Raw genomic sequence first — 21,328 nt, 5'->3', positions numbered from 1 at the left:
GACATTCATTATTAATACTGTATTTATTAGCCTGGATTGACATGCCTTTAGACCTAGAAGAACAAGAACAATTAGATCAACTTAAAGCATTTTGGCAAAAGTATCGCAACCTGATTACTGCTGTAATCACTGCTGCCTTGTTTGCCTACGCAGCCTATAGTGGATACCAATGGTGGCGCACAAGTCAGGCCGCCTCTGCATCTCAGCTATACGAAACAATGGTCACTGCAATTGGTAAAGGCGATAAAGATCAAACCCTACGTGCTGCTGATGATTTACAAAAGCAGTATTCCGGATCAAGTTACGCGGCAATGTCGAGTTTAGTGGCTGCAAAGATTGCTTCTGATGCAGGTGATATTCAAAAATCGATTGAATATTTGCGCTGGGCTGCTAAGAATTCATCCGACCAGGGATATTTAGCTCTAGCTAAGTTGCGCTTGAGCGCTCAATTAATTGAGCTTGGTACAGAAAAAGATTTTGCAGAAGCTGATGTAATCCTCAAAGATAAGCCTGTTGCAGGCTTTGAGGCATTGTGGTTAGAACGACGGGGCGACTGGTATTTGGCGCAAAATAATTCTACCGATGCGCGTAAGAGTTACGAGGCTGCTTGGGTGCAGTTAAATCAATCAAAAGAATTTCCTGAGGAGGCTCGCCGCCTTTTAAAGGTTAAATTGGATGCCGTCGGAGGGGTTGCTCAGTGATGATGGATTGCAAACGCGTAGCAAAACTAGCAAGCACAGCCCTCGTATTAGGCTCTGTAGTAGTTGCATTGGTAGCGTGCTCTGGCAGTTCGCGTGTACGCAAGCCCGCTGAGCTCGTACAAGTTAACAATCAGTTTGAGTTAGCGCCGATCTGGTCAACTAATGTTGGTTCATCGGAGTCATTTAACTTTCATCCTGCGGTAGTGGGTGATGCAGTCTATGCAGCATCACACCGTGGCAATCTCACTAAGATCGATTTGCGCACCGGTGAAAAAATCTGGGAAGTCTCCGTGCCAGATCGCCTATCTATTGGGCCTGGATCTGACGGACGTACTACAGCAGTCGTGACTACTAAAGGCACAGTCTATGCTTATGACGATACTGGTAAGCTGATATGGAATGTCAGTGTAGGCAGTGAAGTGCTTTCAGAGCCCGTAGTTGCAGGTGGCGTAGCAATCATTCGTACATTGGATAATCGTTTCGTTGGTCTAGATGCGCAAACAGGCGTGCGTAAGTGGACCTATCAACGCCAACAATCTGCTTTATCTTTGCGTGTTGGCTATGGCATGCTCGCAATTGGTAATGAGGTGATTGTGACTGGATTTGCCGGTGGTCGTTTCGGCATGATTGCGATTGCAAATGGTGGCCTCGTTTGGGAGACCCCGGTTTCCTTTCCAAAAGGATTTTCTGAAATTGAGCGCCTTAATGATGTGACTGCTAAGCCAAGTATGGATGGCGAAATTATTTGCGCCGTTTCTTACCAGGGTCGTGTGGGCTGTGGCCAAGCGCGTACAGGCAATTTATTGTGGTTCAAGGATTATTCAAGCTACACCGGAACAGCACAAAGCCCTGATCTGGTTTTTTCTTCAAATGAAAAATCCTATGTCACTGCATTTGCTGTCAAGGATGGCTCCCAGCTTTGGGAGAACACCCAGCTGACGTTTAGAGATGTTGGTGAGCCCTTGGCCGTTGGCAAGGTTCTCCTCTTGGGTGATGCGCAAGGATATGTACATGCACTCTCACAAGCGAATGGTGAAATGCTGTCACGCATTCGTCATGACAGTAGTCCAATCTCAGCCGCACCGATTGCGGTGAACGGCCTCATCTTGATTCAATCTCAAGGTGGAAAACTAGCGGCGTACAGTCCAAAATGAATCCAGTCATCACTATTGTCGGTCGTCCTAACGTTGGTAAATCGACACTCTTTAATCGCTTAACGCGCTCACGCGATGCATTGGTGGCAGATTTCTCGGGCTTGACCCGTGATCGTCACTATGGCAAAGGTCGCATTGGCGATCGCGCATTTATTTGCGTGGACACTGGTGGTTTCGAGCCGGTAGCGAAGACCGGCATTGTTGCCGAGATGGCCAAGCAAACCAAGCAAGCCGTTGCTGAATCTGACATCGTAATTTTCTTAGTCGATGGTCGCTTGGGTATGGCACCACAAGACCGTGTGATTGCGGATTTCTTGCGCAAGACAGGTAGACCAGTCATTCTGGCAGTCAATAAGACGGAAGGCATGCAAGCTGGCGTTGTCACTGCAGACTTCCATGAATTAGGTTTGGGTGAGCCATTCCCGATTTCATCAGCACATGGTGATGGTGTGCGTGGTCTGATTGACGATGCTTTGGATTCTTTGGGAGTTCCAGAGCCTGAGCCAGAAGAGCAAGAAAACGATCCTAATCGCCCAATGAAAATTGCGGTAGTGGGTCGCCCTAACGTTGGTAAATCCACCTTGATCAATAAATTGATCGGTGAAGAGCGCGTGATTGCATTCGATATGCCAGGAACAACGCGTGATGCGATTGAAGTTCCTTTTGAGCGCAATGGCAAGCCATACATCCTGGTGGATACCGCTGGCCTGCGCCGTCGTGGCAAAGTATTTGAAGCGATTGAGAAGTTCTCGGTTGTTAAAACCTTGCAAGCTATTGCTGATTGCAACGTAGTTATCCTGATGCTCGATGCTCAGCAAGATATCTCGGAGCAAGATGCGCATATCGCGGGATTTATCGTGGAAGCAGGGCGTGCATTGGTTGTTGCTGTAAATAAATGGGATGGTTTGGATGCTTACGTTAAAGAGCGTGCCCGTTTGGAGATTGCTCAAAAACTGCGCTTCCTCGATTTTGCAAACGTGCATCCCATCTCTGCGAAAAAAGGTACTGGCCTTAAAGAGTTATTTAAAGACGTTGATCTTGCCTATGCTGCAGCAATGGCGAAACTGCCAACACCAAAACTGACCCGTATTTTGCAAGAGGCAATTGAGCATCAGCAGCCTAAGCGTGTAGGCATGGGTCGTCCAAAATTACGCTATGCCCACCAGGGTGGTATGAATCCACCTATTGTGGTGATTCATGGGACATCTTTGAGTGGTGTAACTGATAGCTATAAGCGTTACTTAGAAGGCCGCTTTAGGGATGTATTTAAGTTACGCGGCACCCCATTACGTATTCAGATGAATACTGCCAAAAACCCCTATGTTGATGCGGACAAAGGTAAAAAAGGCAAAAAGAAGTAAAAAGTTAAAAATAGCGGTACAGTTTTGTTATGGTTTAAGTATGTTTTAGCTAAGTTTTAGCCAGATTTTAGTTAGGGGGCTTGATTTTTGAATATCAGACCCCTTATGTTGGAGGTAGACAGTCGCAGTTAGTAGCACTAAGTAGTAATAAGTAGCGCATAAATAAAAAAAGCAAGACTCCCAAAAAAGAAGCAACGAATAAAAATCAATAAGGAGCAGTATGAATAACAGCAAAATCCAATTACTACAGGATCCGTTTCTCAATGCCTTGCGCAAAGAGCATGTCCCTGTATCCATCTATCTTGTTAACGGAATCAAACTGCAAGGCAATATTGAATCATTTGATCAGTATGTAGTGCTCTTGCGTAATACCGTAACGCAGATGGTCTACAAGCATGCCATCTCTACAATCGTCCCTGCCCGTGCAGTGGAGTTCCGCACGGAAGAAGTTAGCTCTGTATAAAACAGGTGTAGATGCGGCACGCGCCGTTTTGGTTGGAGTTGATACGGGCCGCGAGGATTTTGCGGACAGCATGGCCGAACTCAGCCTTCTTGCAGACAGTGCCGGCTCCATACCTACTGCTAGTGTGATTGCCCGTAAGGGTAAAACGGATCCCGCTTTATTTATTGGCTCTGGTAAAGCGAATGAAGTTAAAAAAGTGATGGAAGAGCAAGGTGCTGAATTAGTCATTTTTAATCATCCCTTATCTCCAACACAGCAACGTAATCTAGAGCGCCATATTGGTTTTCATGTCATGGACCGTACAGGCCTGATTTTGGATATTTTTAGTCAAAGAGCACAAAGCCATATTGGTAAAACTCAGGTTGAGCTAGCCCAAGTGCGTTATCGCATGTCTAGATTGGTGCGAGCCTGGAGCCATCTAGAGCGCCAACGTGGTGGTATTGGTGTTCGTGGTGGCCCTGGTGAAACCCAGATGGAGCTTGATCGACGGATGCTGGCAACTAAGGCTAAGCGCCTAGAAACAGAGCTTGAGAAGCTTCAGCGCCAGCAAAGAACCCAAAGAAGGGCACGCAATCGTAAAGATGTCTTTTCCGTATCCCTGGTTGGCTATACCAATGCGGGTAAATCCACACTATTTAATGCCCTTACAAAAGCAGGGACATATGCGGCAGATCAGCTGTTTGCGACCCTGGACACCACCTCCCGAAAAGTCCATTTAGATGAAGTGGGTTCTATTGTGGTTTCCGATACAGTAGGTTTTATCCGGGAATTACCCCACCAGCTGGTGGAGGCCTTCAGGGCTACTTTGGATGAAACGATCCATGCAGACCTCATTTTGCATGTTATCGACGCCTGCAGCCCTGTAGCTAGGGAGCAAAAGGCCGAAGTAGAGGCGGTTTTACGAGAAATTGGTGCTGATGACATCCCTCGAATTGAGGTAATGAACAAGATTGACCAGATGCCTCAGACCTTTACGGAAGGGGCTGTTTTGGTCCGCGATTCGGAGGGAATCCCGAGCCAGGTTTTCCTTTCCGCCAAGACTGGCCTTGGCCTTGATTTATTGCGCTTAGCGCTGGCTGAATGCTCTCAAATGACTGATAGAATAAGGATCGAGCAGAATCGCGCTAAGGTCCAAATGGATCCAGACGAGTTTTTAGCTCCTTTACCCGAACGACCAGAGACTTCCGAATTTAACCCAATTCCTAACCGAAAATATTCACCAAACGATGCGTAAATTTCTTGAGCTGTTCTCGGTCAATGATCCAGGCTGGGGTAATAGTCACCCAGGCAGTGGATCTAAAGATGCGAAAGAGGGTCAAAGCTCCGACCAAAGCCCAAAAGTTGATCCGGCCAAGCCAGATGCGGATAAGCCTGTTGAAACACAACCGCAGAATCGGCCTGCACGACCAGACGGTCCTCCAGATTTAGATGAGCTATGGCGTGACTTTAATGACCGCCTAGGAAGTTTATTTGGCGGTAAGAAAAAGCCAGGCGGCTCAAGCAAGCCTGCAAATAAGCCAAACAGCACTGACATTCCACCTCCATCCCAGCGCGGTAATGGCGGTGGCAATAACGGTGGTGGCGGCATGAGTGCACCTAACTTCAATTTCAGCAATCCCTTTGGTTCAAGAGCTAGTGTGATTCTGGTTGCTGGTGGCGTAGGATTGATATGGCTTTTGAGTGGTTTTTATATGATCCAAGAGGGTCAGTCTGGGGTAGTGACTACCTTCGGTAAGTACTCTTACACGTCTGGCCCTGGTATTAACTGGCGTATGCCTTGGCCTGTCCAGGCAGAGCAAACTGTAAATGTCTCAGGGGTGCGTTCTGTAGAGGTTGGGCGTTCAATTTTGATTAAGGCAACTAATCAAAAAGATACTTCAATGCTGACTGAAGATGAAAACATCATTGATGTGCGTTTTGCAGTTCAGTATCGTTTAAAAGATCCAACAGATTATTTATTTAATAATCGTGATCCCGATATGACTGTGGTTCAGGCTGCAGAAACTGCAGTGCGTGAAATCGTTGCGCGTAGCAAGATGGATACTGTTTTGTACGAAGGTCGTGAAAAGATTGCGATTGATTTAGCTGCCTCGATACAGAAAATTCTAGATAGCTATAAAACTGGTATCTATGTTACGAGCGTGACTGTTCAAAACGTTCAGCCTCCAGAGCAAGTGCAAGCAGCATTTGACGATGCTGTAAAAGCAGGGCAAGACCAGGAGCGCCTTAAGAGTGAAGGGCAGGCATACGCTAACGACATTATTCCTCGTGCAAAAGGTACGGCTGATAGACTGATTCAAGAGGCTGAAGGTTACAAGGCTAGAGTGGTTGCAACTGCAGAGGGTGATGCGAATCGCTTCAAGCAAGTCTTGACTGAGTATGCAAAGGCACCTGGTGTGACTCGTGACCGTATGTACATTGATAGCATGCGCGAGATGTACAACAATGTTTCCAAAGTCTTGGTAGACACTACTAAGAGCAACAGCATGCTCTATCTGCCGCTAGATAAGATCATTGCGCAAGTTAGCGCTGAGAGTGCACAAGTTGCTGCTGGTCAGGTCTCAGCTTCTACACCTACCGGATCAGTAACAGTGGGTGGCGCGACAGGTAACCCAGCCGCTCCATTTAGCAACAATGTAACTAGCCCAAGCTCGAGTAATGCTCCGAGTATTGGTGCTGCCGAAAAACGCGACGGCTTAAGAAGTCGTGATAGAGGGGATGCAAGATAATGAACGCAAATCGTCTCTTAGCTGCTATCGCTGGTCTGATTACTCTCGGGTATGTACTGGCTTCTAGTATTTTTGTCGTAGATCAGCGCAACTTTGCGGTGGTATTTGCTTTCGGGCAAATTGTCAGGGTGATTGAACAGCCTGGTCTGCAATTGAAGTACCCAGCACCGTTTGAAAATGTTCGCTTTTTCGATCGCCGTATTTTGACGATTGATACTCCTGAAGCAGAGCGCTTTATTACTTCTGAAAAGAAGAATCTCTTAGTTGACTCTTACGTTAAATGGCGCATTGTTGATCCTCGTAAATTCTTCGTTAGCTTTAAAGGTGATGAACGTTTAGCGCAAGATCGCCTTACACAATTAGTGCGTTCAGCACTAAACGAAGAGTTCACCAAGCGAACAGTCCGGGAAATCATCTCAGATCAACGCGAACAAGTGATGCAGGGGATTCGTAAAAAAGTTGCTGATGACGCTTCTGATATTGGTGTTGAAATCGTCGATGTTCGCCTCAAGCGTGTTGACCTCTTGGCTGAAATTAGCGACTCTGTATACAGACGTATGGAAGCTGAGCGTAAACGCGTTGCTAACGAGTTACGTTCAACTGGTGCTGCAGAGTCTGACAAGATTCGAGCAAATGCTGAGCGTCAGCGTGACACTATTTTGGCTGAAGCTTATCGTGAAGCGCAGAAGATTAAAGGTTCTGGTGATGCAAAAGCCACTTCGCTATATGCAGAGGCATTTGGGCGCGATCCACAGTTCGCACAGTTCTACCAAAGTCTTCAGGCTTACCGCAGCTCCTTCAAGGATAAGAAGGATGTCATGGTGGTTGAGCCTAATGGTGAATTCTTCAAGTTCCTGCACAAAAAAAATTAAGAGTGAATATTTCGGATCATGAATCGTTGGTTGCTTCCTGAAGATATTGCTGATGTTTTACCAGCCGAGGCTCGAAAAGTAGAGTCTCTGCGTCGTGCCATCCTCGATTTGTATCAGTCCTATGGCTATGAGCTTGTTGCGCCACCGATTTTGGAGTTTCTAGATTCACTGCTAACCGGCACTGGTTCAGATCTCAACTTACAAACTTTTAAGTTGGTTGATCAATTGTCTGGTCGTACCTTGGGTCTGCGCGCTGACATGACCCCACAAGTTGCGCGGATTGATGCGCATTTATTGAATCGCCAGGGTGTAACCCGTCTTTGCTATGCGGGATCAATTGCACATGCTCGTACACCCGTCGGTAGTTCTGCTCGGGAAGAGTTGCAAATTGGCGCTGAAATTTATGGCTGCGCAGGATGGGAAGCTGATTTTGAGGCGGTCACTTTGCTACTGCAGACTTTGGCTCTTGCTGGTCTAAATAAAGTGTATCTAGACCTTTCGCATGCGGGTGTCCTTGAAGGCATCCTGGATGGGCAAAACTTAGATAAGAGTGATGTCGAAACTCTTTATGGTTTACTACAAAGTAAGGATCGTCCTCGTTTAGCGATTTGGGCTAAAGCTTTACCTGCTAAATCAGCCGAAGCCTTAATGGCGCTCACTGAGTTAAATGGCCCTTGCACGCAAGTATTGGTGAGCGCTAAAAATTCACTGCCGAAACACCCCCTCATTGACGATGCCTTAGCTCAATTAGAAATGCTAGTTGCTGCAACTGCTGCACTACCCAATAATGTTGAGCTTAGTATTGATCTAGCAGACTTACGTGGTTATCAATATCACAGTGGTGTGATGTTCGCGGCTTATGTAGATAAGTTGCCTCAGCCTATCGCTCGTGGTGGTAGATACGATCATGTTGGTCAAGCATTTGGACGTCCTCGTCCTGCCACTGGTTTTTCAATGGATTTATTGACCCTAGCTAATCTAGCGCCTGCTGCGCAAAGAAAGCCTGCCATCTTAGCGCCCTGGATTATCGATGCAAGCCTAGCTAGCAAGCTTGCTGAGCTGCGTCAAGCCGGTGAAGTGGTTATTCAGGAAATGAATGGTGATGCTGTGGAAACTGCTGAGTATCTTTGTGATCGAGAGCTAGTAAAGCAGGGCAGCTCATGGGAAATAAAAAAGAAATAAAAAAGAAATAAAGCTTCATTAATAACGTACTAATTCTGTAATTACCTTTTGGATTTTATTATGTCTTCAAAGCAACAAGCTCATGGTCGTAACGTCGTTGTCATCGGTACCCAATGGGGTGACGAGGGCAAAGGCAAAGTAGTCGATTGGTTAACTGATCATGCTCAAGCGGTTGTGCGTTTTCAGGGTGGACATAATGCTGGTCACACCCTGATCATTGGTGATAAGAAAACCATTCTGCGTTTGATTCCATCTGGAATCATGCACAAAAATGTCATTTGCTATATCGGTAATGGTGTGGTGCTCTCTCCAGAGGCGCTCTTTAAAGAAATCGGCGAGCTAGAGGCTGCTGGACTGGATGTTCAATCCCGTTTGAAGATTTCTGAGGCAACGACATTGATTCTCCCGTATCACGTAGCGATTGATCATGCTCGCGAGAAAAAGCGCGGCGATGCCAAGATTGGTACAACCGGTCGTGGAATCGGGCCGGCTTACGAAGATAAAGTTGCTCGTCGCGCCTTACGAGTTCAAGATTTGTTTTACCCAGAAAAGTTTGCAGCGCAATTGCGTGAGAACTTGGAGTATCACAACTTCATGCTCACCAACTACTACGGTGCTGAACCGGTTGACTACCAAAAGACTTTTGAAGAAGCCATGTCTTTTGCCGAGCGCATTAAGCCCATGGTAGTTGATGTCTCTAGTGCTTTATATGCAGCAGAGCAGGCAGGTCAAAATTTATTGTTCGAAGGTGCGCAAGGCACTTTGCTCGACATTGATCATGGTACTTACCCATATGTCACTTCAAGCAACTGCGTGGCAGGTAATGCGGCTGCTGGCTCTGGTGTTGGTCCAGATTCTTTGCAATATATTTTGGGCATTACTAAGGCTTATTGCACTCGTGTTGGCGCTGGTCCATTCCCAAGCGAGCTGTATGACTTTGATAATGCCGCTAAACAAGATCCTGTTGGCATTCGTTTGGCTGAAGTCGGCAAAGAGTTTGGTTCTGTTACTGGTCGCCCACGCCGCACTGGTTGGTTAGATGCTGCCGCACTTAAGCGCTCAATTCAGATTAATGGTCTGTCTGGCTTGTGTATTACCAAGCTGGACGTATTGGATGGCTTTGAGACTATTCGCCTTTGTGTAGGTTACAAGCTGGATGGTCAAACATTAGATGTATTACCGCGTGGCGCTGAAGCCGTTGCGCGCTGTGAACCAATTTATGAGGATTTCCCAGGCTGGAAGGGAACTACTTTTGGTATTCGTGAATGGGACAAACTCCCAATAGAGGCACAGAAGTTCCTGCGTCGTATCGAAGAAGTTGCAGGAAAGCCGATCGCTATGGTCTCAACAGGACCAGAACGCGATGAAACGATTCTTCTACAACATCCATTCAAGGGTTAATAAGAGTTTTTAATTAACGTTTGTATATTTAATTTACATATTTGTTTTGAGGTTTTGATATGACTGCACGTACACAATGTAATAGCCTTCAAGTGGCTACACCCTTATATCGCTTTATTGAAGATAAAGTCTTGCCTGGTACAGGTATTAAAAGCGCAGACTTTTGGAAAGGTTTTGACGAAATCGTCAAAGACCTAAGCCCTAAAAATGAAGCTTTATTGGCTAAGCGTGACCGTTTGCAAGTGGACTTGGATAAATGGCATCAGGCCAATCCTGGTCCGATTAAGGATATGCCCGCTTATCGTAAACATCTTCAAGAAATTGGCTATCTCGATGACGTGCCAGGAAAAGTTCTTGGCACTACCAAGAACGTTGATGATGAGTTGGCTCTTCAAGCTGGACCGCAATTGGTCGTTCCAGTGCTCAATGCCCGCTATGCACTGAATGCCGCTAATGCACGTTGGGGCTCTTTGTATGACGCTCTCTACGGTACTGACGTTATTTCTGAAGAAGATGGCGCAACTAAGGCGGGTGGCTATAACGCGATTCGTGGTGCCAAGGTTGTTGCATTTGCCCGCAAGTTTTTAGATCAATCAGCACCTCTTGCTAAGGGTTCACATGCGGATGCTACTGCGTATGCGGTTGATGGCAACAAGTTAGTAGTTAGCCTGAAGGATGGCAGCAAAACAGGCCTTGCTGATGAGAAGCAATTTGTTGGCTATCAAGGTGATGCTGCTGCACCTTCTTCAGTGCTCCTGCGTAATAACGGTGTGCATATTGATATCGAGATTGATAAGACTAAAACGATTGGCGCAAGCGACGCTGCTGGCGTTAACGATGTTGTGCTCGAAGCCGCTCTTTCTACTATTTTGGACTTAGAAGATTCGATTGCTGCGGTTGATGGCGATGACAAAGTTCTTGCCTATGAAAACTGGTTAGGCATTCTCAAGGGCACTTTGGTTGAAGAAGTGAGCAAAGGTGGAAAAACTTTTACTCGCACCCTCAATCCAGATCGTCAATATAAAGCAGGCATTGGCGCAGTGGATGCTAAAGACGGTGTAGTTACTTTGCATGGCCGTTCTTTATTGTTCCTTCGTAACGTTGGTCACTTGATGACTAACCCAGCGATCATCACTGGTGAAGGTAAAGAGATTTACGAAGGCATCTTGGATGCAGTAGTTACGGTATTGATTGCTTTGTATGACATTAATCGTCCTGCAACTCAGGCAATTGGCAATACTCGTAAAGGCTCTGTTTATATTGTTAAGCCAAAAATGCACAGTTCAGAAGAGGTTGCTTTTGCTGGTGAGCTCTTTGGTCGTGTTGAGAAGTTGCTGGGCTTGCCCGCGGATACTGTGAAGCTTGGCATCATGGATGAAGAGCGTCGCATGAGCGCTAATATCAAGGCAGCAATTGCAGCTGCTGGTGCTCGCGTAGCCTTTATTAATACTGGCTTCCTAGATCGTACTGGTGACGAAATGCATACAGCAATGCATGCAGGTCCAATGATGCGCAAGGGCGATATGAAGACCAGTAAGTGGCTGTCAGCTTATGAGCGTCGTAACGTTCTCGCTGGTTTAGATTGTGGCTTGCGTGGTCGCGCTCAAATCGGTAAGGGTATGTGGGCAATGCCAGATCTGATGAAGGCTATGGTTGAGCAAAAGATTGTCCATCCAAAGGCAGGTGCAAATACTGCTTGGGTGCCTTCACCTACTGCAGCAACATTACATGCCTTGCATTACCACCAGGTGAATGTCGCTCAACTGCAAAAAGAGATGGAGCAGTTAGATACGGCTGCTGAAGCTGAAGCCTTGATTAATGATTTGTTGACTATTCCAGTAGTGGAAAAAGCTAACTGGTCTAAAGAAGAAATTCAGCAAGAGTTGGATAACAACTGCCAAGGTATCTTGGGTTATGTGGTTCGCTGGATTGACCAAGGTGTTGGTTGCTCTAAGGTGCCAGATATTCATAACGTAGGTTTGATGGAAGATCGTGCAACTTTGCGTATTTCTAGTCAGCATATTGCCAACTGGCTATTGCATGGCATTGTTACTGAAGCTCAGGTGAATGAGTCTTTGCAGCGTATGGCTAAAGTAGTTGACGGTCAAAATGCTGGCGATCCTTTGTACCAGCCGATGATGCCAAATTACAAAGACTCTTATGCTTATAAAGCAGCAAGTGATCTGATTTTCAAAGGCCTAGAGCAGCCTAATGGCTATACCGAGCCTTTGCTTCATGCATGGCGCTTAGAGGTGAAGAAGGCTCACGCTTAATCTTTATTTCTTGTTCTCATGAGCGAAATGGATTTGTCGAGAGGCAAGTCCATTTTTCTTTTTACTAGCCAACTATATAAGTCTTTAGCCATATCATGTTTAGCTTTCTAAATCCCTTTACCAGGCGTGTTGCAGCACGTGGGCATGCGCTGGGGTTTCAATTTAATGATGGGGGTAGGGAGGTAGCAGGCTTTAAAGGTGGAGCTGGTGACTGTGTTGTTCGTGCCATCGCCATTGCTGCAGAGTTGCCTTATATGCAGGTCTATGAAGACCTTCGTATTGCTAATGCAGCCTATGCAGAACTCCGAAATGATAAGTTAGCTAGGAGACTTTCTGCGAAGGGTTCCTCGCCACGCAATGGCAATCATCGCAATGTCTTTCACGACTACATCCTAGGTCATGGCTTTAAATGGGTTCCGACCATGAAGATTGGGGCTGGCTGCCAAGTGCATTTAGTGGCCAGTGAGCTACCTGAAGGTAGATTAATTGTGAAGGTTTCTAAACACTTAAGTGCGGTAATTGAAGGCGTAATTCAAGATACTCACAACCCGTCTCGAGGTGGCTCGAGATGTGTTTATGGTTATTACATTAAGGTCTAATCTCTAGAGTTAAAAAGAAAAAAGCCTTCGAAGATTCAAAGGCTTATTTCTCAAAAAAGACCAAAAATGGTCAAAAAACAGGCTAAATCAGCAATAAATTACCAGTTTCCACTAGTTTTACGTGTTTTGTATTCCATTGCCTTAGCTTCTACAAAAGCAGCTGCCAATATGGCAAAGAAGTTCTTAACTGCCACTAAAGGCTTCAGACTAAAGGTGGGTGCTTGATGAAACTGTACTGTTTTTGCATTTGCCATGATGAGCTCCTTAAGGGTTAACCCTAATGATACTCCAAATACACTGCAATGCAACAAAATTAGAGCTACTTAAAGGTCAAGCCTATTCTTGTATTTTAAATTCCAGGCCTCCTTATAGACGCTGGTCATACCAAACATGATTGAGGTAGTCCATGCAAGAGAGAAAAGACCAGTAAAGGAAATAAAGAAAGCCAGCGTTTTCCAACCATCTGGCAATGCATCAGGTTCAAATCCTACGGTCGTGTAGCAACTGCCTGCAAAAAGAATTGCCTCGATGGGCTCTTTAAAGAGGCTGAAGCTAAAGATGAAGATTGCCCACAGAAAAATTTCAAGAACGTGTGTGAGTGCGATGAAGGCAAATGAGGCATAAAAATGAGCGAATACACGGTTGTATTGACTAAGCTTTAAGCATTTACTGGTGCGTCGGTCAAATCGCATGTAGATGTGATTAATGGCGCTGCCATGAAAAACCAAAATAACAATTAAACCGACTATTCCCCAAAGTGCGTCCCTTAGAAGGGGGAGTATGGGGAAATTAATGAGGGCTTCAAGCATAGATATCTAGATCAGGGGTGAGCATTAGCCAAAATTATTTAAGACAAGCTTGCTAAGACTAGGCAGCATTTTTATCGGTAAGCCTTGATAATGGCACATCCTCAATATCATGTAAAGAAACCCTTGACCGAGTATCACATGCCAGGTGGAAAGAGAAACGAACGTTTTTTCTTATTCTCCTTAGCCGGAATTCAGTTCACCCATATTCTGGACTTCATGATCATGATGCCTTTGGGCCCTGAATTTATTCGTGAGCTCAATATCAATACCCATGAGTTTGGTTTATTGCTTTCCTCTTATACATTTGCCGCTGCCATTGCAGGGGTCTTTGCTACTGAGTTTGTATGCCTGTTTTATTATTGCGACCTTAGTTTGTGGCCTGGCCCCCGATTACCATTCACTCTTTATTGCGCGAGCCTTCGCAGGAGCATTTGGAGGCATCCTAGGCTCATTGGTGCAAACGATCGTTGCTGATTCCATTCCATTTGAGCGCAGGGGGAAGGCATTGGGCACTGTAATGTCAGCATTCTCAATATCGACAGTGGCTGGTGTTCCGCTCAGTTTATTTTTGGCTAACAATATTCCATCTTTGGGTTGGCGTGCACCGTTTATCTTCATTGCTTTGATATCGAGCCTTATTTTGTATGTCGGCTATCGCAATATTCCTAAGATCACCGGACATCTTGGGCAGACTCACGAGGGAAGTCGCCTTAGTCAAATCTGGAATATCTTCTTTGCTCATCAGCACTTGCGAGCATTTGTTTTTATGGCGCTTATTATGTTGACCGGATTTTCCGTCATCCCCTATATCGCTCTCTACTTGACTGCCAATGTTGGCATTGATAACTCTTACATTTCCTTAATTTATCTTTGCGGTGGGATTGCAACACTCATGAGTTCTCGCGTGATTGGCCATATGGCCGACCATTACGGCAAGGTCAAGGTCTTTAGAGTACTCGCTGTGATTAGCTTAATTCCATTGGTCATCACAACCAATCTCATGCCGGTACCACTTTGGGTGGTATTGATTAACTCCACCGCCTTTTTTGTCCTGGTCTCTGGGCGCATGATTCCGGCGATGGCTATAGTGAGTCAAGTAGTAGAGGCCAAAGTCCGAGGTACGTTTATGAGTTTGGTGGGCTCGGTACAAATGCTTGCATCCGGGCTAGCCTCAGTTCTTGCGGGTATGGTCGTGACTATTAGTGCTGATGGGAAGATGGAGCATTACAACCTGGTTGGTTACGGGGCAGCTCTGTGCGGCTTGCTTACCTTTTGCTTAGTGGGATATATTCATACCGATAAACAGTCGAAGTAAGCCTAATTCATTTTTAAAAGAAAGATTGGAGATAGTCATGATTACATTTCAAAGACCTGATGGCGCTTCAGTGGAGGCATATGTAGTTGAGCCTGCCAATCCAAAAATTGCCCCTGGTGTAGTAGTGATTCAGGAGTGGTGGGGTTTAGATGATGAAATTAAGAATGTTGCTAATCGTTTGGCGAAAGCAGGTTATCGCGCCTTGGTTCCGGATCTCTATCGTGGCAAGTTGGCTTTAGAGGCGAATGAGGCAGAGCACCTCATGAATGATTTGAATTTTGGCGATGCCGCCAGTCAAGATATCCGTGGTGCCGTTCAATATCTCAAAGCAACTGGCAGTGCCAAAGTGGCTGTTACGGGTTTTTGTATGGGCGGAGCCCTCACCGTATTATCTGCCGGCCTCGTTCCAGAATCTGATGGAACTGTAGTTTGGTATGGTTATCCGCCACTAGAGTATGTTGATGCGTCGGCTATTAAAAAACCAATGTTGGCGCACTGGGCGCTTCATGATGAATTTTTCTCGATTGCTGGCGTTGATCAACTTGAAGAAAAGCTTAAAGCTGCTGGAGCTAATTATGATTTCCAGCGTTATGACGCTAAGCATGCCTTTGCTAACCCTAAGTCAGACTCTAGACATCTTCCACCTTTGCAATACAACTCTGCTGCAGCTGATTTGGCATGGGAGCGGACTATGACTTTCCTAGAGCGTACGCTCGACAATTAATTGGCCGCCCATCATCTTTACTGAATAACTCATCTCTTTTTATTGCCCATGCATCTTTTTGCTGAAAACCTCGCTGTTGAAATTTCTTCCTATTACCGAAATCTCGCTCTGGCTCATGGCGTCATCCCTAAGGTTTTTACCTTAGTAAATGGAGCGGGGGATCAATACCTCTTTTTTATAGATGATCTGCGTATGGAGAAGGCTGAGGAGGATCAGTTTTTGGCTTATATCGCCCAAGAGCATGAGGCAGTCTGCTATGCCCGAGGTACCTTGGTCATACTGGAGAAAAATCAACAGCTGATCGAGTTTGCCGTCATTGATCAAGACGATAATGAGGCTATTGTGTGTTCAGCTCAGTTGACGCGGGATATTGACGATAAGCCGGTTGGACTTAGTGAGTTTGAGAAGACCCTGGCACCTAAAAAAACTATCTTCTTCAGTGGCCTCTTTGAGCCTATTGAACTATCGGAAGATAGGGCGGAGGAGTTTGAAAGTCTTTGGGAAGAGATGAAGCCCAAGATCTTGCATAGGACCATGGGAATTTAGTCGCCTATTGAAAAGAGGCTGTTTAGTCCCCATATAGGTCTTTGTAGGTGTATTTGGTGCCCAGGAAGGGACTCGAACCCCCACAACCTTACGATCGCCAGCACCTGAAGCTGGTGCGTCTACCAATTTCGCCACCTGGGCATGCCATTATTATAAAGGTATGTGCCTTGTGGCCTACCCTCTAACCCCTTTTGGCTTTTTCCCTTCAGACTTAGTGGTTTGATACAGTAGCCTAAGCAAGAATAATGATTGATATATAAGGCATGAATTGCCGAAGGAATTAAATGCGTAAAGCAAAAAACTTGGTGCCACGAGAGGCTGACCGCTTAGGTACAGTCCAAGGTCACCGAGATGGATTTGGATTTGTAATACCGGATGATGGTGGAGAAGATATTTTTCTTTCTGAAAGAGAAATGTCCCGCGTTATGCACGGTGATAGGGTCAATGTCAGAGTATTGGGAACAGATCGTCGTGGTCGACCAGAGGGTCAGATCGTTGATGTGATTCTGCACGCAAATAAAGTCGTCATTGGCCGCCTCTTAAATGAGAATGGCGTTTTGATTGTTGCGCCAGAGGATAAACGCATTGGTCACGATATCTTGATTCCACCAAAGGGTCAGGGTAATGCCAAATTGGGTCAAGTAGTGAGCGTTGAGATCATTGACTATCCAGATAGCTATCGTCAAGCCGTTGGCCGCGTTGTTGAAGTGCTTGGTGAAATTGACGACCCTGGTATGGAAATTGAAATCGCCGTTCGCAAGTATGGCGTCCCGCATGAGTTTTCAGCGGCTGTTAAAAAAGAAGCGGCTGCCTTGCCCGATACAGTTCAGCAATCCGACCTTGAAGGTCGAGTTGATTTACGTGATGTCCCTTTAGTCACCATCGATGGTGCCGATGCTCGCGACTTCGATGATGCGGTATATTGCGAACCGGTGATGTATGGCAAGAGCAAGGCTTGGCGCCTGATTGTTGCCATTGCTGACGTATCCCACTATGTAAAGCCAGGCCAACCCTTAGATGATGAAGGCCTGCTGCGTGCAACGTCGGTGTATTTCCCGAGACGGGTAATACCAATGCTGCCTGAGAAGATCTCTAACGGTCTTTGTTCTTTGAACCCTGGTGTTGATCGTCTCTGTATGGTGTGTGACTCAGTTGTGGATAACAACGGAGTAGTGTTGGCATACCAGTTCTATCCAGCGGTAATGCATTCTGCACAACGTTTTACCTACGATACAGTGTGGGAGATTCTTTCTAATAGCAAGGGTCCTGAAGCAACGCGTTTTGCTGATTTCAGGCCTTTACTGACAAATCTCTATTCTCTGTACAAAATTTTATTAGACGCACGTCAAAAACGGGGCGCTATCGAATTTGAAACTACTGAAACTCAAATTATCAGTAACGAGCTGGGTAAGATTCTGCGAATCGAGCCGCGTTTGCGCAACGATGCGCATCGCCTCATTGAAGAGTGCATGTTGACAGCTAACGTCTGTGCAGCAGATTTTATCGATCAGAATAAGCATCTCAGCTTGTATCGCGTTCACGGCGAACCTTCTGAAGAAAAGTTAGTCACCTTGCGCCAAGTATTGCGCACCTCTGGTTTGTCATTAGGTGGTGGTGAAAAGCCAAAGCCAAAAGACTATGCCAAGCTCATGCGCGAAATCAAAGAGCGTCCTGATGCCAATATGCTTCAGTCCGTTGTTTTACGTTCTATGCAGCAGGCGATGTATCAGCCGGATAACGAAGGCCACTTTGGACTTGCCTATCCAGCGTATTCGCATTTCACTAGCCCGATTCGTCGCTACCCCGATTTATTGACTCATCGAGTTATTAAAGCGATTCTGGCCAAGAAGCCCTATACACCTGTATTGCCGCCAACCGTCCCGCTCAACCTTACTTTGCCACGCAAGGGTAAGGGTCGTGAAAATGCGGTTAATGCTAAGAAGTCTCACAGTGATGCGAAAGAAGCTGCTGCCAAAGGTACACGCTTGCCTAAATTACCAAAGGGTGCGAATGCTGCTTTGCCTATTTGGGGTCAGCTGGGTGTGCATTGCTCATCTAATGAGCGTCGTGCAGATGAAGCATCTCGTGATGTCGAAGCATGGCTCAAGTGTTATTACATGCGAGATCATTTGGGTCAAGAGTATGCTGGCACCGTTACTGGTGTAGCTTCTTTTGGTTTATTTGTGCAGCTAGAAAATCTCTTTGTTGAGGGCATGATTCATGTCACAGAATTGGGTGGCGATTACTTTCAGTATGACGAAGCCCGACAAGAGTTGCGTGGCGAGAGAACAGGTATTCGCTATCGCTTAGGTGATCGTGTGCATGTCTTAGTCAGCCGCGTTGATCTTGACGCCCGCAAGATTGAATTTAGCTTGGTGAAGTCTGTTGGTCTAGAGCCAGGTGGTACAACGAATCGCCGTCAAATTATTTTAGCTAGCGATACTGGCAGACCCAATAAAAAGGCATCTCCAAAGAAGGGTCGCCCTGGCAGTAAAGAGCCGCAGAAGCATTCTGGAGTTAATGTGAATGCCGCAAAGTCTGACGGTAATTTGGGTGCCAATCAGTCTAAGAATCAGGCTGGAAGAACGGCCAGTAAAGTTGCCAAGTCAGGCAAGTCCGGTAAACCAACTAGACCAGCTGGTAAGCCTGCTGGCACTAAACCACCTGTCCGCAGTACTAAAGCGCGTCGCAAATAATTAGCAATACAGGATGAGATAAGTAAAGATGAAGCAAATATTGGTGGGTTTTCATGCAGTGCAAGCGCGTTTGCGAGTTGATGCCGCAAGTCTGAAGTCAGTTTATTTTGACCCTAGCCGGCGTGACCGTCGTATGGGTGATTTTCTTAAGCAAGCTGAAGAGATTTTGGGTGAAAGATTGCATGCAGCCGATGCTGAACGTCTTCATAAACTCGCTGGCCATGATCGCCATCAAGGTGTAGTCGCTTTAGCAGAGAAGATGACCATCGCCCGAACTATTACCGAGGTGGTTGAAGATGCGGAGAGTAATCAAAGTAAAGTAATGTTCTTGGTATTGGATGGTGTTACAGATCCCCATAATTTCGGTGCATGTTTACGTGTTGCTGATGGCGCTGGTGTTGATGCAGTAGTGATCCCTAAAGATCGCTCGGCCTCTATCAATGCGACTGTGAGCAAGGTATCTAGTGGCGCTTCTGAAGTAATGCCAGTGATTACCGTTACCAACTTAGTACGCAGCATGAAAGAAATGCAAGAAGCGGGTGTTTGGTTAATTGGCACTGACGATGAAGCTGAAAAGTCTATTTATGATCTGGATCTCACTGGTCCGATTGGTATCGTCATGGGCGCAGAGGGTGAGGGTATGAGACGCTTAACGCGCGAGACTTGTGACGAGTTGGTGCGTATTCCGATGAAGGGTGTTGTTGAGAGTTTGAATGTTTCTGTAGCGAGTGGCGTATGCTTGTACGAAGCACTAAGACAGCGCTTGGCTAAAGAGCCTAAATAAGTAGTAAATCCATCAATTTGCTCAAGGGGCTTCTATGAAATGCAATATTGGACATACTGACCGCGTTCTACGAATGACTGTTGGCGTCACCCTGATGGGGCTTGCAGGTTTTGGAATTACTGGCCCCTGGGCGTGGATCGGCATTATCCCTTTGCTGACTGGGATGATGGGAAATTGCCCTGCCTATAGTATTTTGGGTATCAGTACCGCTAAGAAGTAATTTGGTAGTTGATTAGCAAAACATTAGGCAATTAGCTGCTGAATGAATTGCTCTAATTGAGCTGGCGGTAGTGCGCCACTAATGCGATGTACTTCTTTGCCGTTTCTAAATCCCGCTAGCGTTGGTATTGAGAGGATATTCCATTGCGAACCGAGCATTTTTTCTGCCTCGGTATTGACTTTGACAAACAAGACCTGATTTGCGTGAGTAATAGCGCTTGCCTGAAAGGTAGGACCAAACATCTTGCATGGCCCGCACCATGGTGCCCAAAAGTCGACTATTACCGGCATTGTTGATTGAGTCACCAGTTCGCTAAAGTTTGATGCAGTGGCATTGATGGGGAGTGAAAGAAGCTCCTGTTTGCAGGCTCCACAAACAGGTGTCTGATTGAGTTTTTCAGCAGGGACGCGATTTGCTTTATTGCAATGTGGGCAATGGATAATCATGATTACTCCTCAAAAGTTTAGTCTAGTGACTTAATTACTTAAAAGAATTTCTAGTTTTTCTGTATCGATACAGAAATTGCGTATGCCTTCTGCAAGCTTTTCTGTGGCCATAGCATCATTATTTAACTGCAATCTAAAGTGAGATTCATCTAACTTGAGAGCTGAGATATTTTCGCTAGCTAGAGCGCTTGCTGCATTGCTGGAATTGAGCTTCTTCTCAACCGCTGTCGTGCTGTCCTGAAGATCACTCAAAAGTTCTGGACTGATAGTGAGCAAGTCGCATCCTGCTAGCTCTAGGATTTGGCTGGTGTTGCGAAAGCTGGCCCCCATGATTTCAGTGGTAATGCCGAAATGTTTGTAATAGTGGAAGATACGCTTGACCGAGGTGACGCCAGGATCATTCGCACCGCCATTATTGACATCACTCCAGCTGCTACCCAGTTTGGCTTTGTACCAATCGGTAATACGCCCTACAAATGGTGAAATCAATTTAGCATTCACTACACCACAGGCGGCAGCTTGCACCAAAGAAAAAAGCAGCGTCATATTGCAGTGAATGCCCTCAGCCTCCAAAGCTTTAGCCGCCTGAATGCCTTCCCAAGTACCTGCTAGTTTGATTAAGACACGCTGACGATCGATCCCGTGAGATTCATACAGTGCGATAAGATGCTGCGCTTTGTTAATGGTTGCCTGAGTATCAAAAGAGAGGCGGGCATCTACTTCAGTTGAAACCCGTCCTGGAACAATCTTTAAAATTTCAAGGCCAAAAGCCACTAGGATGTGGTCGACTAAATCGACTGGTTTCATACTGGGGTGGGCTGATTTTACTTGGTTTACCAAGGCCTGATAGTTGGCTTGCTGTGCCGCCTTGAGTATCAGGGATGGATTGGTTGTTGCATCTTGGGGCTGGTATTCCTGCATGCGCTCAAAGTCGCCGGTATCGGCTACGACTGTAGTCAGTTGCTTTAGTTGGCTCAGCGCGGTAAGGGAGGAGGTCATGAGGATCTTGAATGTTCTTATTTAATTAAACAGTAAAGCAGATTGAATATCATA

Annotated in this window: 22 protein-coding genes and 1 tRNA gene; 18 read left to right on the top strand and 5 right to left on the bottom strand. The window is 46.1% G+C overall.

The annotated features are described in order from the left end of the window. The first annotated feature begins 41 nt into the window (after nt 1-41). From FD975_RS05845 to FD975_RS05795, 11 genes are all read left to right on the top strand, one after another. Nucleotides 42-701: a tetratricopeptide repeat protein gene (locus FD975_RS05845; protein ID WP_215300987.1), complete on the top strand. Its 660-nt coding sequence runs from the start codon at nt 42-44 to the stop codon at nt 699-701. Beyond that, nucleotides 701-1,855: an outer membrane protein assembly factor BamB gene (bamB, locus tag FD975_RS05840; RefSeq protein ID WP_215300985.1), complete on the top strand. Its 1,155-nt coding sequence runs from the start codon at nt 701-703 to the stop codon at nt 1,853-1,855. The genes FD975_RS05845 and bamB overlap by 1 nt, the downstream gene beginning before the upstream one ends. After that, nucleotides 1,852-3,216 (top strand): ribosome biogenesis GTPase Der, encoded by a 1,365-nt coding sequence (gene der / locus FD975_RS05835; protein ID WP_215300983.1) that lies wholly within the window; start codon nt 1,852-1,854, stop codon nt 3,214-3,216. Before bamB ends, der begins: the two co-directional genes overlap by 4 nt. 220 nt (nt 3,217-3,436) lie before the next feature. Further along, nucleotides 3,437-3,679, top strand: a complete 243-nt coding sequence (gene hfq, locus FD975_RS05830; RefSeq protein WP_114653200.1) for an RNA chaperone Hfq — start codon at nt 3,437-3,439, stop codon at nt 3,677-3,679. Next, on the top strand, nt 3,639-4,913 hold the full coding sequence (gene hflX, locus FD975_RS05825) for a GTPase HflX (RefSeq protein WP_256443810.1): 1,275 nt from the start codon (nt 3,639-3,641) through the stop codon (nt 4,911-4,913). Before hfq ends, hflX begins: the two co-directional genes overlap by 41 nt. Beyond that, nucleotides 4,906-6,408: an FtsH protease activity modulator HflK gene (hflK, locus tag FD975_RS05820; RefSeq protein ID WP_215300981.1), complete on the top strand. Its 1,503-nt coding sequence runs from the start codon at nt 4,906-4,908 to the stop codon at nt 6,406-6,408. Before hflX ends, hflK begins: the two co-directional genes overlap by 8 nt. Beyond that, the gene (gene hflC / locus FD975_RS05815; protein ID WP_215300979.1) at nt 6,408-7,280 is read left to right on the top strand and encodes a protease modulator HflC; all 873 of its coding nucleotides are present in this window, start codon (nt 6,408-6,410) and stop codon (nt 7,278-7,280) included. The genes hflK and hflC overlap by 1 nt, the downstream gene beginning before the upstream one ends. Before the next feature lie 18 nt (nt 7,281-7,298). Beyond that, nucleotides 7,299-8,462 carry an ATP phosphoribosyltransferase regulatory subunit gene (locus tag FD975_RS05810; protein WP_215300976.1) on the top strand — a complete coding sequence of 388 codons (1,164 nt, stop codon included), beginning with the start codon at nt 7,299-7,301 and terminating at the stop codon, nt 8,460-8,462. Nucleotides 8,463-8,522: 60 nt separating this feature from the next. Further along, nucleotides 8,523-9,863, top strand: coding sequence for an adenylosuccinate synthase (locus FD975_RS05805; RefSeq protein ID WP_215300975.1), 1,341 nt, complete (start codon nt 8,523-8,525; stop codon nt 9,861-9,863). Between the two features lie 59 nt (nt 9,864-9,922). Then, nucleotides 9,923-12,136, top strand: coding sequence for a malate synthase G (locus tag FD975_RS05800; RefSeq protein WP_215300973.1), 2,214 nt, complete (start codon nt 9,923-9,925; stop codon nt 12,134-12,136). Between the two features lie 95 nt (nt 12,137-12,231). Next, nucleotides 12,232-12,735 carry a hypothetical protein gene (locus tag FD975_RS05795; protein WP_215300971.1) on the top strand — a complete coding sequence of 168 codons (504 nt, stop codon included), beginning with the start codon at nt 12,232-12,234 and terminating at the stop codon, nt 12,733-12,735. Nucleotides 12,736-12,833: 98 nt separating this feature from the next. On the opposite strand, the gene FD975_RS05790 is transcribed toward FD975_RS05795, so the two are convergent. Further along, nucleotides 12,834-12,989 (bottom strand): hypothetical protein, encoded by a 156-nt coding sequence (locus FD975_RS05790; RefSeq protein WP_215300969.1) that lies wholly within the window; start codon nt 12,987-12,989, stop codon nt 12,834-12,836. Between the two features lie 69 nt (nt 12,990-13,058). After that, nucleotides 13,059-13,544, bottom strand: coding sequence for a hypothetical protein (locus FD975_RS05785; RefSeq protein WP_215300967.1), 486 nt, complete (start codon nt 13,542-13,544; stop codon nt 13,059-13,061). 90 nt (nt 13,545-13,634) lie between these two features. Here FD975_RS05785 and FD975_RS10475 point away from each other — a divergent pair, with 90 nt between their 5' ends. Genes FD975_RS10475 through FD975_RS05770 form a run of 4 tightly spaced genes read left to right on the top strand, consistent with a single transcriptional unit; the run spans nt 13,635 to nt 16,129 of the window. Continuing rightward, nucleotides 13,635-14,018 carry a hypothetical protein gene (locus FD975_RS10475; protein ID WP_251371532.1) on the top strand — a complete coding sequence of 128 codons (384 nt, stop codon included), beginning with the start codon at nt 13,635-13,637 and terminating at the stop codon, nt 14,016-14,018. Beyond that, a complete protein-coding gene (locus FD975_RS05780) occupies nt 13,900-14,859 on the top strand; it encodes an MFS transporter (protein WP_251371450.1) in 960 nt (319 codons plus the stop codon). Before FD975_RS10475 ends, FD975_RS05780 begins: the two co-directional genes overlap by 119 nt. Nucleotides 14,860-14,896: 37 nt before the next feature. Next, nucleotides 14,897-15,583, top strand: coding sequence for a dienelactone hydrolase family protein (locus FD975_RS05775; protein WP_215300965.1), 687 nt, complete (start codon nt 14,897-14,899; stop codon nt 15,581-15,583). A 48-nt stretch (nt 15,584-15,631) separates the two neighbouring features. Continuing rightward, nucleotides 15,632-16,129 carry a hypothetical protein gene (locus FD975_RS05770; protein WP_215300963.1) on the top strand — a complete coding sequence of 166 codons (498 nt, stop codon included), beginning with the start codon at nt 15,632-15,634 and terminating at the stop codon, nt 16,127-16,129. Between the two features lie 54 nt (nt 16,130-16,183). Here the strand turns inward: FD975_RS05770 and FD975_RS05765 are convergent. After that, nucleotides 16,184-16,270 (bottom strand) — tRNA-Leu (locus FD975_RS05765). A gap of 143 nt (nt 16,271-16,413) precedes the next feature. Between FD975_RS05765 and rnr the strand changes: the two genes are divergently transcribed. The 3 genes from rnr to FD975_RS05750 are packed head-to-tail and all read left to right on the top strand — an operon-like array spanning nt 16,414 to nt 19,829. Beyond that, nucleotides 16,414-18,825, top strand: coding sequence for a ribonuclease R (rnr, locus tag FD975_RS05760; protein WP_215300961.1), 2,412 nt, complete (start codon nt 16,414-16,416; stop codon nt 18,823-18,825). Nucleotides 18,826-18,853: 28 nt separating this feature from the next. Then, complete coding sequence (gene rlmB / locus FD975_RS05755; protein WP_215300959.1) at nt 18,854-19,609, top strand: 23S rRNA (guanosine(2251)-2'-O)-methyltransferase RlmB; 756 nt, start codon at nt 18,854-18,856, stop codon at nt 19,607-19,609. A gap of 34 nt (nt 19,610-19,643) precedes the next feature. Further along, on the top strand, nt 19,644-19,829 hold the full coding sequence (locus FD975_RS05750; protein WP_114653186.1) for a DUF2892 domain-containing protein: 186 nt from the start codon (nt 19,644-19,646) through the stop codon (nt 19,827-19,829). A gap of 23 nt (nt 19,830-19,852) precedes the next feature. Here FD975_RS05750 and trxC read toward each other — a convergent pair whose 3' ends face one another. Next, nucleotides 19,853-20,275 carry a thioredoxin TrxC gene (trxC, locus tag FD975_RS05745; protein WP_215300956.1) on the bottom strand — a complete coding sequence of 141 codons (423 nt, stop codon included), beginning with the start codon at nt 20,273-20,275 and terminating at the stop codon, nt 19,853-19,855. Between the two features lie 30 nt (nt 20,276-20,305). Next, entirely contained in the window at nt 20,306-21,274 is a 969-nt protein-coding gene (tal, locus tag FD975_RS05740) for a transaldolase (protein ID WP_215300955.1), read from the bottom strand. Between the last annotated feature and the right edge of the window lie 54 nt (nt 21,275-21,328).

It is taken from the genome of Polynucleobacter sp. AP-Jannik-300A-C4 (genome assembly GCF_018688335.1).
Taxonomy (GTDB): Bacteria; Pseudomonadota; Gammaproteobacteria; order Burkholderiales; family Burkholderiaceae; genus Polynucleobacter.
This window is presented reverse-complemented; position numbering and strand designations above follow the sequence as displayed.